Below are 13737 nucleotides of genomic sequence, written 5' to 3'. Positions count from 1 at the left end.
GCTGACCACCACCAACTCGGACAAGGAGTCGGAAGATGGCTAACGCCTATAGTAAGTCACGTCCCAAGAAGCTCAAACAGTATCCCGAGGTTGAGCTGACCCTCGGCAACAAGCCGGACCTTCCCCAGGATGGCCAACCGTACATGCCATGGATGCGCGCCATCGACGCGCATTTCGAGATGTTCGGATTCAAGCCGGGTGATCGCGTCTATCTTCGGTTCAGCTTTGCTTCCCGAAGGGTCATCATCACGCCCGACTACAGCGCGCTGAACTGGCGAGAGCAGCCCTATGGTGCAGCTGCCCAAGAAGAGGATGAGGCTGAGGACTACGCAGCGCTGGCCGCTTTGCGCGGCTCTGCTGCCTGGTGATGGCTCGGCGTGAAGCACTTCGGCACACGCGTTGACGGAAATGGTCCGTAGCGGGGCTACGAGTAACTTCAACAATCGTCACAACGGACGAAAAGTTGCGTTCCATCCTCTCCGCATCCGGCAGCATTACGAGGCTCAATGCGTGCAGCACGACATGCAGCCATGCCGAATGCTCCGCACGCATTTCCGTCCCGCCAATGCAAAAACCCCCGCCTTTCGGGCGGGGGTTCCTGGCTTAGGGAGCCTGACGATTACCTACTTTCACACGGGAATCCGCACTATCATCGGCGTAGAGTCGTTTCACGGTCCTGTTCGGGATGGGAAGGGGTGGGACCGACTCGCTATGGTCATCAGGCAAAGAGGGTTGTTGTGCTAGCTTTGCAGCACAACCAATCTGGGAAGAAGCAGTAATCTTGAGTTGTGTGTATCACACACGAGAATCCAACTTGTCGCTTTGGATCGCGGCCGGTGCTTGCGCACGGCGCCGATCTACAAGGCAGACTTGTTATAGGATCAAGCCTTACGGGCAATTAGTATCAGTTAGCTGAACGCATTACTGCGCTTACACACCTGACCTATCAACGTCCTGGTCTCGAACGACCCTTCAAGGGAATCTAGTTCCCAGGGATATCTCATCTTAAGGCGAGTTTCCCGCTTAGATGCTTTCAGCGGTTATCTCTTCCGAACATAGCTACCCGGCGATGCCACTGGCGTGACAACCGGTACACCAGAGGTTCGTCCACTCCGGTCCTCTCGTACTAGGAGCAGCCCCCTTCAAATATCCAACGCCCACGGCAGATAGGGACCAAACTGTCTCACGACGTTTTAAACCCAGCTCACGTACCTCTTTAAATGGCGAACAGCCATACCCTTGGGACCGGCTACAGCCCCAGGATGAGATGAGCCGACATCGAGGTGCCAAACACCGCCGTCGATATGAACTCTTGGGCGGTATCAGCCTGTTATCCCCAGAGTACCTTTTATCCGTTGAGCGATGGCCCTTCCATACAGAACCACCGGATCACTATGACCTGCTTTCGCACCTGCTCGACTTGTCGGTCTCGCAGTTAAGCACGCTTATGCCATTGCACTATCAGCACGATTTCCGACCGTACCTAGCGTACCTTCGTACTCCTCCGTTACGCTTTGGGAGGAGACCGCCCCAGTCAAACTGCCTACCATGCACTGTCCCCGACCCGGATCACGGGCCAAGGTTAGAACCTCAAACAAACCAGGGTGGTATTTCAAGGACGGCTCCACCGAAACTAGCGTTCCGGTTTCATAGCCTCCCACCTATCCTACACAGATCGGTTCAAAGTCCAATGCAAAGCTACAGTAAAGGTTCATGGGGTCTTTCCGTCTAGCCGCGGGTAGATTGCATCATCACAAACACTTCAACTTCGCTGAGTCTCGGGAGGAGACAGTGTGGCCATCGTTACGCCATTCGTGCAGGTCGGAACTTACCCGACAAGGAATTTCGCTACCTTAGGACCGTTATAGTTACGGCCGCCGTTTACCGGGACTTCAATCAAGAGCTTGCACCCCATCATTTAATCTTCCGGCACCGGGCAGGCGTCACACCCTATACGTCCACTTTCGTGTTTGCAGAGTGCTGTGTTTTTATTAAACAGTCGCAGCCACCAGTTTATTGCAACCCCTTCACCCTCCTGGCGCAGGCCAGTCAAGCTACAAGGGCGTACCTTATCCCGAAGTTACGGTACCAATTTGCCGAGTTCCTTCTCCCGAGTTCTCTCAAGCGCCTTAGAATACTCATCTCGCCCACCTGTGTCGGTTTGCGGTACGGTCATCGTTAGACTGAAGCTTAGAGGCTTTTCTTGGAACCACTTCCAATTGCTTCGCTCCCTAGGGAGCTCGCGCCACACCCTTGAATTACGCGCCCGGATTTGCCTAAGCGCCTTCTCCAATGCAGCGACCGGGACTTCCAACACCCGGACAACCTTCCGCGATCCGTCCCCCCATCGCATCTAACAATGGTGCAGGAATATTGACCTGCTTCCCATCAGCTACGCATTTCTGCCTCGCCTTAGGGGCCGACTCACCCTACGCCGATGAACGTTGCGTAGGAAACCTTGGGCTTACGGCGAGGGGGCCTTTCACCCCCTTTATCGCTACTCATGTCAGCATTCGCACTTCCGATACCTCCAGCACGCTTTTCAACGCACCTTCGCAGGCTTACGGAACGCTCTCCTACCATGCGTGCTAAGCACGCATCCGCAGCTTCGGTATATAGCTTAGCCCCGTTACATCTTCCGCGCAGGACGACTCGATCAGTGAGCTATTACGCTTTCTTTAAAGGGTGGCTGCTTCTAAGCCAACCTCCTGACTGTTTTAGCCTTCCCACTTCGTTTCCCACTTAGCTATATTTGGGGACCTTAGCTGGCGGTCTGGGTTGTTTCCCTCTTGACACCGGACGTTAGCACCCGATGTCTGTCTCCCGTGATTGCACTCTTCGGTATTCGGAGTTTGCTATGGCGGGGTAATCTGCAATAGACCCCCCAACCATGACAGTGCTCTACCCCCGAAGGTGAGACACGAGGCACTACCTAAATAGTTTTCGGAGAGAACCAGCTATTTCCAAGTTTGTTTAGCCTTTCACCCCTATCCACAGCTCATCCCCTAACTTTTCAACGTTAGTGGGTTCGGACCTCCAGTACGTGTTACCGCACCTTCATCCTGGCCATGGATAGATCACTTGGTTTCGGGTCTACGCCCAGCAACTGAACGCCCTATTCGGACTCGCTTTCGCTACGCCTGCCCTATACGGTTAAGCTTGCTACTGAACGTAAGTCGCTGACCCATTATACAAAAGGTACGCCGTCACCCCTTTCGAGGCTCCGACTGTTTGTATGCATGCGGTTTCAGGATCTATTTCACTCCCCTCCCGGGGTTCTTTTCGCCTTTCCCTCACGGTACTGGTTCACTATCGGTCGATCACGAGTATTTAGCCTTGGAGGATGGTCCCCCCATCTTCAGACAGGATTTCACGTGTCCCGCCCTACTTGTCGCACACCTAGTTCTTTCATACTGTTTTCGCCTACAGGGCTATCACCTGCTATGGCCGCACTTTCCAGAGCGTTCGGCTAACAATACAAATAAAGAGTGCAAGGCTCATCCCATTTCGCTCGCCACTACTTTGGGAATCTCGGTTGATTTCTTTTCCTGCGGTTACTTAGATGTTTCAGTTCACCGCGTTCGCTTCGCATGGCCTATGTATTCAGCCATGGATACTCCAAAAGGAGTGGGTTTCCCCATTCGGACATCTACGGATCAAAGCTTGTTTGCCAGCTCCCCGTAGCTTTTCGCAGGCTACCGCGTCCTTCATCGCCTGTGATCGCCAAGGCATCCACCACATGCACTTGTTCGCTTGACCCTATAACGAGTCTGTCTCGCGACAGTTCGCTACAGGTTGAGTTCTCGCGTTGTGCCGTATTCCAATTGAGTCGAACATAGAGTTCGAATCATCTTGAGATACATCGATACAATCACAACCCGGATAGTTTTCACGTCCATCTCAAGACGCTTCCGCTATCCAAATTACTTGCTTCTTCCAGATTGTTAAAGAACGACAGCCGATACGTACTACGTACCGCTCTGACTGGCTCAATCGCCAATGAGAAAAACTCGAACCAAACTTCATTCGAATGTTTGTCATTGATGATTATCGAAAGCGGCCGGCATTATAACCGATTAAACCGCTAACAGACAGTCTTTCTGTCTTTATCAACAGCCGATAAGCGTGAGCGCTCAACTTCGCGAGATAGCTCTGGAAAGGAGGTGATCCAGCCGCACCTTCCGATACGGCTACCTTGTTACGACTTCACCCCAGTCATGAATCCTACCGTGGTGACCGTCCTCCTTGCGGTTAGACTAGCCACTTCTGGTAAAACCCACTCCCATGGTGTGACGGGCGGTGTGTACAAGACCCGGGAACGTATTCACCGCGGCATGCTGATCCGCGATTACTAGCGATTCCAGCTTCATGCACTCGAGTTGCAGAGTGCAATCCGGACTACGATCGGTTTTCTGGGATTAGCTCCCCCTCGCGGGTTGGCAACCCTCTGTTCCGACCATTGTATGACGTGTGAAGCCCTACCCATAAGGGCCATGAGGACTTGACGTCATCCCCACCTTCCTCCGGTTTGTCACCGGCAGTCTCCTTAGAGTGCTCTTGCGTAGCAACTAAGGACAAGGGTTGCGCTCGTTGCGGGACTTAACCCAACATCTCACGACACGAGCTGACGACAGCCATGCAGCACCTGTGCGCCGGTTCTCTTTCGAGCACTCCCACCTCTCAGCAGGATTCCGACCATGTCAAGGGTAGGTAAGGTTTTTCGCGTTGCATCGAATTAATCCACATCATCCACCGCTTGTGCGGGTCCCCGTCAATTCCTTTGAGTTTTAATCTTGCGACCGTACTCCCCAGGCGGTCAACTTCACGCGTTAGCTACGTTACTAAGGAAATGAATCCCCAACAACTAGTTGACATCGTTTAGGGCGTGGACTACCAGGGTATCTAATCCTGTTTGCTCCCCACGCTTTCGTGCATGAGCGTCAGTATTGGCCCAGGGGGCTGCCTTCGCCATCGGTATTCCTCCACATCTCTACGCATTTCACTGCTACACGTGGAATTCTACCCCCCTCTGCCATACTCTAGCCTGCCAGTCACCAATGCAGTTCCCAGGTTGAGCCCGGGGATTTCACATCGGTCTTAGCAAACCGCCTGCGCACGCTTTACGCCCAGTAATTCCGATTAACGCTCGCACCCTACGTATTACCGCGGCTGCTGGCACGTAGTTAGCCGGTGCTTATTCTTCCGGTACCGTCATCCCCCGACTGTATTAGAGTCAAGGATTTCTTTCCGGACAAAAGTGCTTTACAACCCGAAGGCCTTCTTCACACACGCGGCATTGCTGGATCAGGCTTTCGCCCATTGTCCAAAATTCCCCACTGCTGCCTCCCGTAGGAGTCTGGGCCGTGTCTCAGTCCCAGTGTGGCTGGTCGTCCTCTCAGACCAGCTACTGATCGTCGCCTTGGTAGGCCTTTACCCCACCAACTAGCTAATCAGCCATCGGCCAACCCTATAGCGCGAGGCCCGAAGGTCCCCCGCTTTCATCCGTAGATCGTATGCGGTATTAATCCGGCTTTCGCCGGGCTATCCCCCACTACAGGACATGTTCCGATGTATTACTCACCCGTTCGCCACTCGCCACCAGGTGCAAGCACCCGTGCTGCCGTTCGACTTGCATGTGTAAGGCATGCCGCCAGCGTTCAATCTGAGCCAGGATCAAACTCTTCAGTTTAAACCTGTTACTGTTTTCGGTTCGGTTAAGAACCGGTCGCTCACTCAAAGCTGACAGGTAAATGAATTACTTCATAAACCTGACTTACTTTAGTGTGAGACTCTTGATACTTTCGCTATCTGATCCGAGGATCAGCTCGCTTTCATCAAGCGCCCACACTTATCGGCTGTTAATTTTTAAAGAGCATTCTGCGAGGAACTTCGTGTTTCCCGGCAGCGCTGCGTTTTCAGCAGCAGAGAAGCGAGATTATCAACCGTTTTTTTAAATCCGTCAACAACTTTTTTAACTACTTCGTTGCGACGACTGCGGTTTAATTTCGTCAGCACTGGAATCGATAAAACCGACTTCAACAGCACCGCTTCCCTTCTTTCTCCGCGCTGCGTTTCCGTTAGCGCGAAAGAGGCGTGATTCTAAGCACCTCCCCCGGTCTCCGCAACCCCTTTTGTGAAGTTATTTTGACATGGGGTGCCGGAGGCGCTGAACCGCTCCATTAGTCATATAGAAGCGACACGGCAGAAGCAGCCCCGGTTGCCCGTGAACCGCCTCGCCGCATCGAACGCAACCCGCAGTCGCTCACCGCCCCACCATCGCCCTCACCACGCCGTCCCGTCGAATCAGCCCGTGATACAGCGCCGCGGCAAAGTGCGCGAGGAACGTCGCGAAGAACAGATACGCCAGCACCCGGTGCGCGACCCGGAGCCACGCGAACGTCACCGGATCCGCCGACACCAGCGCCGGCAGCTGCACACCGCCACCCAGCGTCACCGGATACCCGCCCGCCGACAGCATCGCCCACCCGATCAGGGGCATCGCGAGCATCAGCGCATACAGCACGAGATGCGACCCGTGCGCGGCAACCTTCTGCCACCACGGCAGATCCTCGGGCAATGCCGGCGGCTTCGACAGAACCCGCACCACGATCCGCACGCAAACCAGCACGAGCACGGCAATACCCAGAGGCTTGTGGATCGCCACCAGAAGCGCATGCCGCTCAGAGACAGACGCCACCATCCCCACCCCGATGAACAGCATCGCGATGATCATCGCGGCCATCACCCAGTGCAGCACCCGCGCCGGCAAGCCAAACGTCGTCGAAGCCTTCATCACCGTCCCTCCCCACTCAATCGCGCCACGCCCGCCACCCCGGCCTCTTCACTCGTCCTGCGCAGATACGAATCCGCGTAAGCCGCCGACCGCGCCGCCAGCAACGGATCTCCCGACACCTGAATCCCCTGCGGCAGCACCGTCGGGTCGTAATTCACGTCGCGGCACGGCCCGCTGTCCTGCGCCTCCACGTGGTCGAGCACGAGCGTGCCCGCATCGATCGTCGTGCGCTGCGCGGGCCAGACCTTCGTCGCGTCGTCCACCGGGTCGCCAGGCTCCGCCAGCGTGACCAGCAGCTTCCACTTCTGCGGACTGGCCGCGATGCGCTGCGTCACGTCCTGCTGCAACACGTTCGGGTCCGCCGCCGTTGCGACGTCGCCGGTGCCGGCCGTCTGCTCCGGCACGACACGCCACCGCACCGCGTGGCGCTTGCCCGCCGCGTCGACGAAGTAGAACGCGTTCAATCCGTAATAGCTTTCGGTGACGTAGCTCGCGCTCGGCTTCGCACCTTTTATCCATTCGCGGAACGCGGCCGTCTCCGGGTGTGCGCCGAAAAACGCCTTCACCTTCGCCGGATCGGGCTTGCCCGTCTTCGGATCGGCTCGCGTCGCCACCAATTGCGCGTAGAACGCCTGCGGCGTCGCGACCGGAAACACGGGCATCGCGTTCATCCCGGTTCGCCATTGCTCACCATCAGGCGCGGTGAGCTTCAGCGCGAGGCTGCGGATCGGCACGCTGCTGTCGGGCGCATACGGATTCCCGCCCGGCAACGCGAACCGCCCGACCACCGGCGTGCGCACCGCCCGGAAGAACGGCGCGACCGAATACGCGCTCGCCGCACCGTTGCCTTCGAAGTAACCGGTCACGCACACGCCCTTCGCGTGATTGCGCCGGTAGCCCGGGTGAATGCCGCCGCCGGCCGTCTGCAACGCGTCGACGATCCGGTGCGGGGTCAGACGCGCCGGCGCGAGCCAGCCGCCGACATACCCGAACGCCACGGCCACGCCGGCCACCGCGCCGCCGATCGCAGCCCAGCGCCACCACCCGCGCCCGGGCTCGCGCTGCGGCGAAGAAGAGGAAGAAGATCGCTCCATAGATAGGCTCCCGACCGTCAGGTCATTGTCGAACCCGCGTAGGACGCCACCCGCGCCGCTTTATTCCACGAAAAGTTTTTTCGTATGCTGGTGGAATAAGCGGCGCCGACCGGCGTCCTACGTGGCATCTCGACCCATTCGGCAACCGGCCCGGCCATGCCCTCCACCGCCCTCGACGACGACGCACTGCGCGAACTCATCCCCAGGCTGCGACGCTTCGCGCTCTGGCTGGCGCGCGACGTCCACGCAGCCGACGATCTCGTCCAATCGACGCTCGAGCGCGCGCTGTCGCGCTGGTCGAGCCGCCGCGACGACGCGTCGCTGCGCAGCTGGCTCTTCACGATCCTGTACCGGCAGTTTCTCGACGGGGAACGCAGCGCGAAGCGCTATGCGTGGCTGCTTGGGCGCATTCGCGACGACGACGAAGCGCACTGGCCGTCCGCCGAACGCGAATTCGCGGCGCGCGCGACGCTCGAAGCATTCGGGCGGCTCTCCGACGAGCAGCGCAGCCTGCTGCTGCTCGTCGCGGTCGAAGGCTTCACCTATCAGGAAGTCGCCGACCTGCTCGACATTCCGATCGGCACCGTGATGTCGCGGCTCTCTCGCGCGCGCCAGGCGCTGCGCCAGCTCAGCGAGGGTGAACTTCCTGCTCCTTCCTTGCGATTGATGAAGAAATGAACACGCCTCCGAACGAACATGACCTTCAGGCCTATGTCGACGGCCAGCTCGACGACGATGCGCGTGCCGCGGTCGAGCGCTATCTCGCGCTGCATCCGGCGCGCGCGGAACAGGTCAGGCAATGGCAGCAGGATGCGCAGCGGTTGCGGGCCGCGCTCGAAAGCGTGCGGATGCCGGCGGATAACCCCGCGCTGGATCCGGCCGCGATTCGTGGCCGGCGGGCCGATCGCGCGCGCATGCGGTTCGCGATGGCGGCTTCGTTCGTGTTCTGCGTCGGGCTCGGGACGTTCGGCGGCTGGCAGGCGCGCGGGTGGAACGCGCCGCCGCCCATCGCGCCGATGAGCGATGCGGTCAAGGCTTACCAGATGATGGTGGTCGATCGGACGGCCAAGGTCGATTACCGGCCGACCGGTGCGGACGATTTGCAGGGATGGCTCACCAAAGGCGTGGGCGCATCGGCGAAGCTGCCGGATTTGAGCGCGGCGGGGTTCAGGCCGGTCGGTGGGCGGTTGTTCACGACGGACAGCGGCGCCACGGCTGCGATGGTGCTCTATGAGGATGCAGCCGGAAGGACGCTGAGCTTCTATATGCGGCCGGCGGAATCGAAACATCGGCTGCTGCCGGCCGGGCAACGCGTGGATGGTGCGTTGCTCGCGCGATATGGATCGGTGAACGGGCTCAACTATGCGGTGGTCGGGCCGGCCGGGAGTCTCGCGGAGAAAGCGGTCGTGCAGGCGCTCGACCAGCAGACTTGAAGTGGCAGGATGCGCGCCCGGCTGGCGGATGGTGGCGGCCGCCAGCGCCTTTCGTGGGGCGGCCCGGCGGGCTTGAACGGGCGCCCGCTCACCATTCGCCTGCACAGCGTTTCGACTGACTTTCCCTGGCTGTTATGCACATCGCGCCGCGCCAGCTCCCTCACCTTTGGAATCACAGGGTTTCGAGTCGCAGTGGAACGGGATATCCACATCGATCACGGGTAAGCGATCTGGCTTCCAAGGCGGGCTACGATCCTGTCCGTCCAGGTAGAGTCGTCACCGAGACTTGGCTGCCGGCAAGCATCTTGTTCGTCCGGCGCACGAACACCCAGTGCCAAACCCAGAGGAAAACCGCGACACCACCCGCGATGGAGCCAATGGCATTGGGTATCAACGAAAGAACCTGGGCGAGACACCACCCGATGCCGCTAATCCGGCCGAACGAGCGCAACCCCGACAGAGCCGGATTGATACGAGACTCCGCTTCCAGGGACTTCGCCACGTTGGAAATAATGAAGAAGTCCTCGATGAAGTTGTAGGGCAAGAGGAACATCAGCCAGACGCTGTTGGGTTCGGCCGCACGCGATCCTCGGTTGACCGATTTCAGGGTAGTCCTGAGGTCGCTCGCGTAGGCGTAGACCAGCGCCAGGAAAACCGCGATGACGACGATGCTTCCGATCGTCCCAAGCACCGCTATTTCGCCGAGAACGCCGCCGTCTTCGGAGGGATGGACAACGGGATAGGCAAGCCCAAAGGCAATGGGGATGCTCAGAATGGCTTTGAGAATGGTCCGTGCAGTTGCGCTCATGTGTATCGGCGGGAATCGGTGCGTTGTCACGGGCAGCATAGCGAACGGTCATCCTCGCTGGGCGACTTTGTCCTGGCATATGCCGCCTTCTCTCGCGGCGCTCGCCGAGTCGGTGCCTGAAGCGCGTCGGGAATCGTGGAGTCGACTTGTATGAAAGCGCGATATCCACGACCCGTGAGGTAATGCGAACATCCTCGCCGAATTCGCGTACCCTCACCCGTTGAATGCACAGGATTTCGAGTGCGTTGGCTGCTCGATATCCACAAGGCATTCCATCATGACGGATCGCGCGAGCAGGCTCCACATCGCCTGCGCTATTCCGGAAAATCCCTGTCGGACAAGGCGTTCGGGCCGATTCGCATGGTCGAATGCATGGCGCTCACCTGTTCGACGCACAGCGATTCGACTGGTTGGGTATGCGAGTTGTCCACATACGCGCTGTGGACAGGCGCACGAAACCCAATGCACGTTCCGCATACACCCCGTTCTCAGCGCTTGCTTCTCTCCGTCCAGTCGCGTGCGCGAACATTCTGATCGGCTTGTCGAGGGCAACATTCGCCGAGATCGACGCCCCGCTTGTGGTCCGGGCAAATGCTCACCTTGTGTCGGCACAGCGTTTCGCGTCGTTTTGTGTCGCAGTTGTCCACACGTGAAGGCTGACGACCTTCACCACCTCCGAAGTCACTTGGTCAGATAAACCCTGAGAATCTCGCCAGTTTCCGGAGAAACGACGTACTCGATCGACGTCCCGAGCGGACTCGCGTTACCGAGCCCGCGCATGCCCGGCGGCATCTTCGCCGAGAACGTCACGCGGATGACGGCGTCCTCGGGCTTCGGATCGACCTTGGCGGCACTTGCATCCTCGATGCAGATCTCGAAGTTGCGCAGGTCTTGCCCGGTCTTCGCAAATTCCTCATAGGCGGACTTCAGGCCGAGCAACGTCGCGGTATTGAGCCAGACGGAACAACGATCGATCCTGCCGAAATTCAGCTTGCTCATGGTGTTCTCCGGATATTACTGGTTAGGACCGATGTCGTACTGCGCGATCATGCCCATCACGATTGCTCCGTTGCGTTCACGTCCGCGTGTCGTCCTTGCGCAGACCGCTACGTTCCAACACCTCTCGCAGGCACACCGGACACACGAGCTCACCGGCGTCCCACATCTGCACGAACGTGGCCCGATCACCGATGCGAAACGTCGATTCAACGATGTCGATGTCCGGCCCGAGCACCTTGCGCAAAAACGCTTCGTCAAACCAATGCGTGACGCCATGCTCCACGCTGGCATCGGTCACCCGCACGACGTGACAATCGCGGATCACGTCGATCGACAAGATAGCGTCCTCGATATCCGGTGAGGTCCGTGTTGGCCGGATCAAGCCATGCAACTCGCAGCGCGCGTCGCCGCGCGACCACTTCGCATTCGCCGCGACGACCGACGTGTCGAACGCCTGCTCTCTCGTCGTCGGTTTATAGGGCGCTTCGCCGGAGCGTACTAGCAGCTCGTCCAGGCATGCCGAACACAGATGCGCGCGCAAGCGCTCCAGCGCCGCAATTTTTGGAAACGCCTTCACGTGCGCAACGTTGTCGATGAAGGTCGCATCGACCTCGTGCTCGGCAAGTTCAGCACGCAGCATCCACATTTCCCGGCTGTATTTCGGACGATCGAGCGAAACCTTCACGAGCTCGCCGGACAAGAACTGCCCGCGCTGCCGGATGCGCGCGGCAATGCCCTTCGATGTCGTGATCCCGTTATCGCGTCCGTGGCGACCGCAGTGAATGGGGCCCATTACCCGCTCTGGTTGCGGGCAGCGCTCGCGTTGCCCAAGTTTTGCTTCGGTTCCATCGTGTCGGTCGTCATCATCCCCTGGAATCGAGATCGAACTTCACGTTGAATCATTTGCCCTTGTAGCGGCAACACAGGACATCGGCCTCCGGCATCGACACGCGTTGCTCGAACACGATGTCGCACGGGTGTTGTTGCAACCGGCGTACGACGGCATCGATCTCGAGTGCGTCTAGCCGGGCCAACGAAGAATCACTCATCTGTCGTGAGCCTGTGCGTCACGCCTTCGGATCCTGAATGCCGGCGATTCTACAGATACAGCGGCTCGCGCATTGTCAGATGCCCTCACAGCTTGCCGCTTCGTTCATCCGATCACCGCACGCAGTGCATATCCTGCTTGGATCACAGTCGACGGACTGTGCTTATCCAAAGGTGTTAACAGAGTTCGTATACATACGTAGTGATAGTTAACAAACCCTGTGCCTCACAGTGGATAACGTCCCTAACCTCATGAATTCTCGGCGGGAAGCAGAATGCATAACCCTGGGTGAGCCACGTGAACAGCTCCCGACAGCACAGAACAACTTTTCGTCGATTCACAGCCGCGGCGACATATCCTCAATCGTTCCACTGTGAATCCAGAGGCTTGCCGGATGGTTATCCAGAGGGCAATGTGGATAACATCACAGCGCATCGACGCGTTTTGCTGTGATGCGAACAGGTGAAGCCAACGTTCCCGGCATCGCCACGCAACATCGATCGTCGGCCTCCGCGCACGCCGATTCAAAAAATTTTCACGAGGGGGCTTGTGCTCCTCAAAAACCCTCTCTATAATTCGCGGCTTCTTAGGCTCGTAGCTCAGTTGGTTAGAGCACCACCTTGACATGGTGGGGGTCGTTGGTTCGAATCCAATCGAGCCTACCAACGAACAAATGAAGGGGTCTGGCAGCACAACTTGCCTACAGGCAATGCGGCTCGCCAACATACAAACGCCACGCGGCAACATCGCGTGGCGTTTTTCTTTTTCCGGCCGAAACAACGCATGTCGCCCCGATGCGTTGCGCGATCCGCGGCATCGCATCCTTCCTCGTCGACACCTCGATCCGCCATACAACGGCCACTGCGCCGCGCGTAGAATCGTGGGCGCATCAAAGCGGCGGTTCCGACCGTCGCCCGATTTCCCACACATCAAAACAACGACGCGCGATCCGCGCGACTGAGAGCACACGACCATGTCCGACGTCACGACCGCCACATCCTCCGCGAGCAACGACGAAATCGCCGCTTACGTCGGCAAGAAAGCCGCCTGGTTCGAAAGGAAGTGGGAGATCGCCGCATCGCGAAAGAACCGGCAGTCGTGGAACTGGGCCGCCTGTTTCCTCGGCCCGGTATGGATGGCGTATCGCTGCATGTACTGGCAGGCGGCGGCCGTCCTTGGCGCGACGCTCGCGATCACGCTGGTCGAGCTGCTGTTCTTCCCGCGTTACTTCGAATCGGCCACGTTCGACCCGGTCACCATCGGGATCGCGGTCACGCTCGGCTGGTGCGGGAACAGCCTTTACAGGACGCACGTCGTACGCCAGATCGAAAAACTGCGCCCGAGCGCGACGTCCCGCGAATCGTTGCTCGCGTTGCTGGAAGCGCAGGGCGGCACGAACTGGCTCGCAGCAGCCAGTTTCGCGATCGCGACGCCGTTGCTCGGCGTCTTGATCTTCCTCGTGGCCGGAACGTATTGATCGCAGGAGCCGGCGGCCGGTAGCCGGTAAAGCAGGGCGGCAGGGCGAAGAAAAGGGCGCATCGCGGCCACGCATGCGCACGGCT

The 13737-nt window shown here is 58.6% G+C and carries 10 protein-coding genes, 1 tRNA gene and 3 rRNA genes; 5 read left to right on the top strand and 9 right to left on the bottom strand.

Translation table 11 applies throughout. The annotated features are described in order from the left end of the window. Positions 1–35: 35 nt before the first annotated feature. A complete protein-coding gene (locus CFB34_RS24095) occupies positions 36–368 on the top strand; it encodes a hypothetical protein (RefSeq protein ID WP_089438861.1) in 333 nt (110 codons plus the stop codon). A gap of 242 nt (positions 369–610) precedes the next feature. Here CFB34_RS24095 and rrf read toward each other — a convergent pair. From rrf to CFB34_RS24070, 5 genes are all read right to left on the bottom strand, one after another. Beyond that, positions 611–723, bottom strand: a 5S ribosomal RNA gene (rrf, locus tag CFB34_RS24090). 154 nt (positions 724–877) lie between these two features. Beyond that, positions 878–3759: ribosomal RNA gene (locus CFB34_RS24085) — 23S ribosomal RNA — on the bottom strand. A gap of 397 nt (positions 3760–4156) precedes the next feature. Then, positions 4157–5689 (bottom strand): 16S ribosomal RNA (locus CFB34_RS24080). The 16S, 23S and 5S rRNA genes sit together here, the layout of an rRNA operon. A 573-nt stretch (positions 5690–6262) precedes the next feature. Then, positions 6263–6793, bottom strand: a complete 531-nt coding sequence (locus CFB34_RS24075; RefSeq protein ID WP_171026769.1) for a cytochrome b — start codon at positions 6791–6793, stop codon at positions 6263–6265. Then, complete coding sequence (locus tag CFB34_RS24070; protein WP_089438863.1) at positions 6793–7887, bottom strand: catalase family peroxidase; 1095 nt, start codon at positions 7885–7887, stop codon at positions 6793–6795. The genes CFB34_RS24075 and CFB34_RS24070 overlap by 1 nt, the downstream gene beginning before the upstream one ends. A 156-nt stretch (positions 7888–8043) precedes the next feature. Here CFB34_RS24070 and CFB34_RS24065 point away from each other — a divergent pair, with 156 nt between their 5' ends. After that, positions 8044–8565, top strand: coding sequence for a sigma-70 family RNA polymerase sigma factor (locus CFB34_RS24065; protein WP_089438864.1), 522 nt, complete (start codon positions 8044–8046; stop codon positions 8563–8565). Further along, positions 8562–9320 (top strand): anti-sigma factor, encoded by a 759-nt coding sequence (locus tag CFB34_RS24060; RefSeq protein ID WP_089438865.1) that lies wholly within the window; start codon positions 8562–8564, stop codon positions 9318–9320. The genes CFB34_RS24065 and CFB34_RS24060 overlap by 4 nt, the downstream gene beginning before the upstream one ends. A 247-nt stretch (positions 9321–9567) precedes the next feature. Here the strand turns inward: CFB34_RS24060 and CFB34_RS24055 are convergent, their stop codons facing one another. The 4 genes from CFB34_RS24055 to CFB34_RS24040 all read right to left on the bottom strand — a co-directional run bounded on the left by CFB34_RS24055 (position 9568) and on the right by CFB34_RS24040 (position 12176). Continuing rightward, positions 9568–10128, bottom strand: coding sequence for a hypothetical protein (locus CFB34_RS24055; RefSeq protein WP_242808698.1), 561 nt, complete (start codon positions 10126–10128; stop codon positions 9568–9570). Positions 10129–10809: 681 nt separating this feature from the next. After that, a complete protein-coding gene (locus tag CFB34_RS24050; RefSeq protein WP_089438867.1) occupies positions 10810–11127 on the bottom strand; it encodes a hypothetical protein in 318 nt (105 codons plus the stop codon). A 76-nt stretch (positions 11128–11203) separates the two neighbouring features. Continuing rightward, positions 11204–11920, bottom strand: coding sequence for a hypothetical protein (locus CFB34_RS24045; RefSeq protein ID WP_089438868.1), 717 nt, complete (start codon positions 11918–11920; stop codon positions 11204–11206). Positions 11921–12026: 106 nt separating this feature from the next. Further along, positions 12027–12176, bottom strand: a complete 150-nt coding sequence (locus tag CFB34_RS24040; RefSeq protein ID WP_179243599.1) for a hypothetical protein — start codon at positions 12174–12176, stop codon at positions 12027–12029. 587 nt (positions 12177–12763) lie between these two features. Between CFB34_RS24040 and CFB34_RS24035 the strand changes: the two genes are divergently transcribed. Both CFB34_RS24035 and CFB34_RS24030 read left to right on the top strand, forming a co-directional pair. Further along, positions 12764–12840 (top strand) — tRNA-Val (locus tag CFB34_RS24035). A gap of 308 nt (positions 12841–13148) precedes the next feature. Beyond that, complete coding sequence (locus CFB34_RS24030; protein WP_089438869.1) at positions 13149–13652, top strand: DUF2628 domain-containing protein; 504 nt, start codon at positions 13149–13151, stop codon at positions 13650–13652. The last annotated feature ends 85 nt before the right edge of the window (positions 13653–13737 follow it).

The organism is Burkholderia sp. HI4860, from assembly GCF_002223045.2.
Taxonomy (GTDB): domain Bacteria; phylum Pseudomonadota; class Gammaproteobacteria; order Burkholderiales; family Burkholderiaceae; genus Burkholderia.
This window is presented reverse-complemented; position numbering and strand designations above follow the sequence as displayed.

What these genes read in the sequence shown, in the direction of transcription:
- CFB34_RS24050 (WP_089438867.1), bottom strand. Translation starts at nt 11,127, where the DNA reads ATGAGCAAGCTGAATTTCGGCAGGATCGATCGTTGTTCCGTCTGGCTC.
- CFB34_RS24060 (WP_089438865.1), top strand. Translation starts at nt 8,562, where the DNA reads ATGAACACGCCTCCGAACGAACATGACCTTCAGGCCTATGTCGACGGC.
- CFB34_RS24065 (WP_089438864.1), top strand. Translation starts at nt 8,044, where the DNA reads ATGCCCTCCACCGCCCTCGACGACGACGCACTGCGCGAACTCATCCCC.
- CFB34_RS24040 (WP_179243599.1), bottom strand. Translation starts at nt 12,176, where the DNA reads ATGAGTGATTCTTCGTTGGCCCGGCTAGACGCACTCGAGATCGATGCC.
- CFB34_RS24095 (WP_089438861.1), top strand. Translation starts at nt 36, where the DNA reads ATGGCTAACGCCTATAGTAAGTCACGTCCCAAGAAGCTCAAACAGTAT.
- CFB34_RS24030 (WP_089438869.1), top strand. Translation starts at nt 13,149, where the DNA reads ATGTCCGACGTCACGACCGCCACATCCTCCGCGAGCAACGACGAAATC.
- CFB34_RS24075 (WP_171026769.1), bottom strand. Translation starts at nt 6,793, where the DNA reads ATGAAGGCTTCGACGACGTTTGGCTTGCCGGCGCGGGTGCTGCACTGG.
- CFB34_RS24055 (WP_242808698.1), bottom strand. Translation starts at nt 10,128, where the DNA reads ATGAGCGCAACTGCACGGACCATTCTCAAAGCCATTCTGAGCATCCCC.
- CFB34_RS24045 (WP_089438868.1), bottom strand. Translation starts at nt 11,920, where the DNA reads ATGGGCCCCATTCACTGCGGTCGCCACGGACGCGATAACGGGATCACG.
- CFB34_RS24070 (WP_089438863.1), bottom strand. Translation starts at nt 7,887, where the DNA reads ATGGAGCGATCTTCTTCCTCTTCTTCGCCGCAGCGCGAGCCCGGGCGC.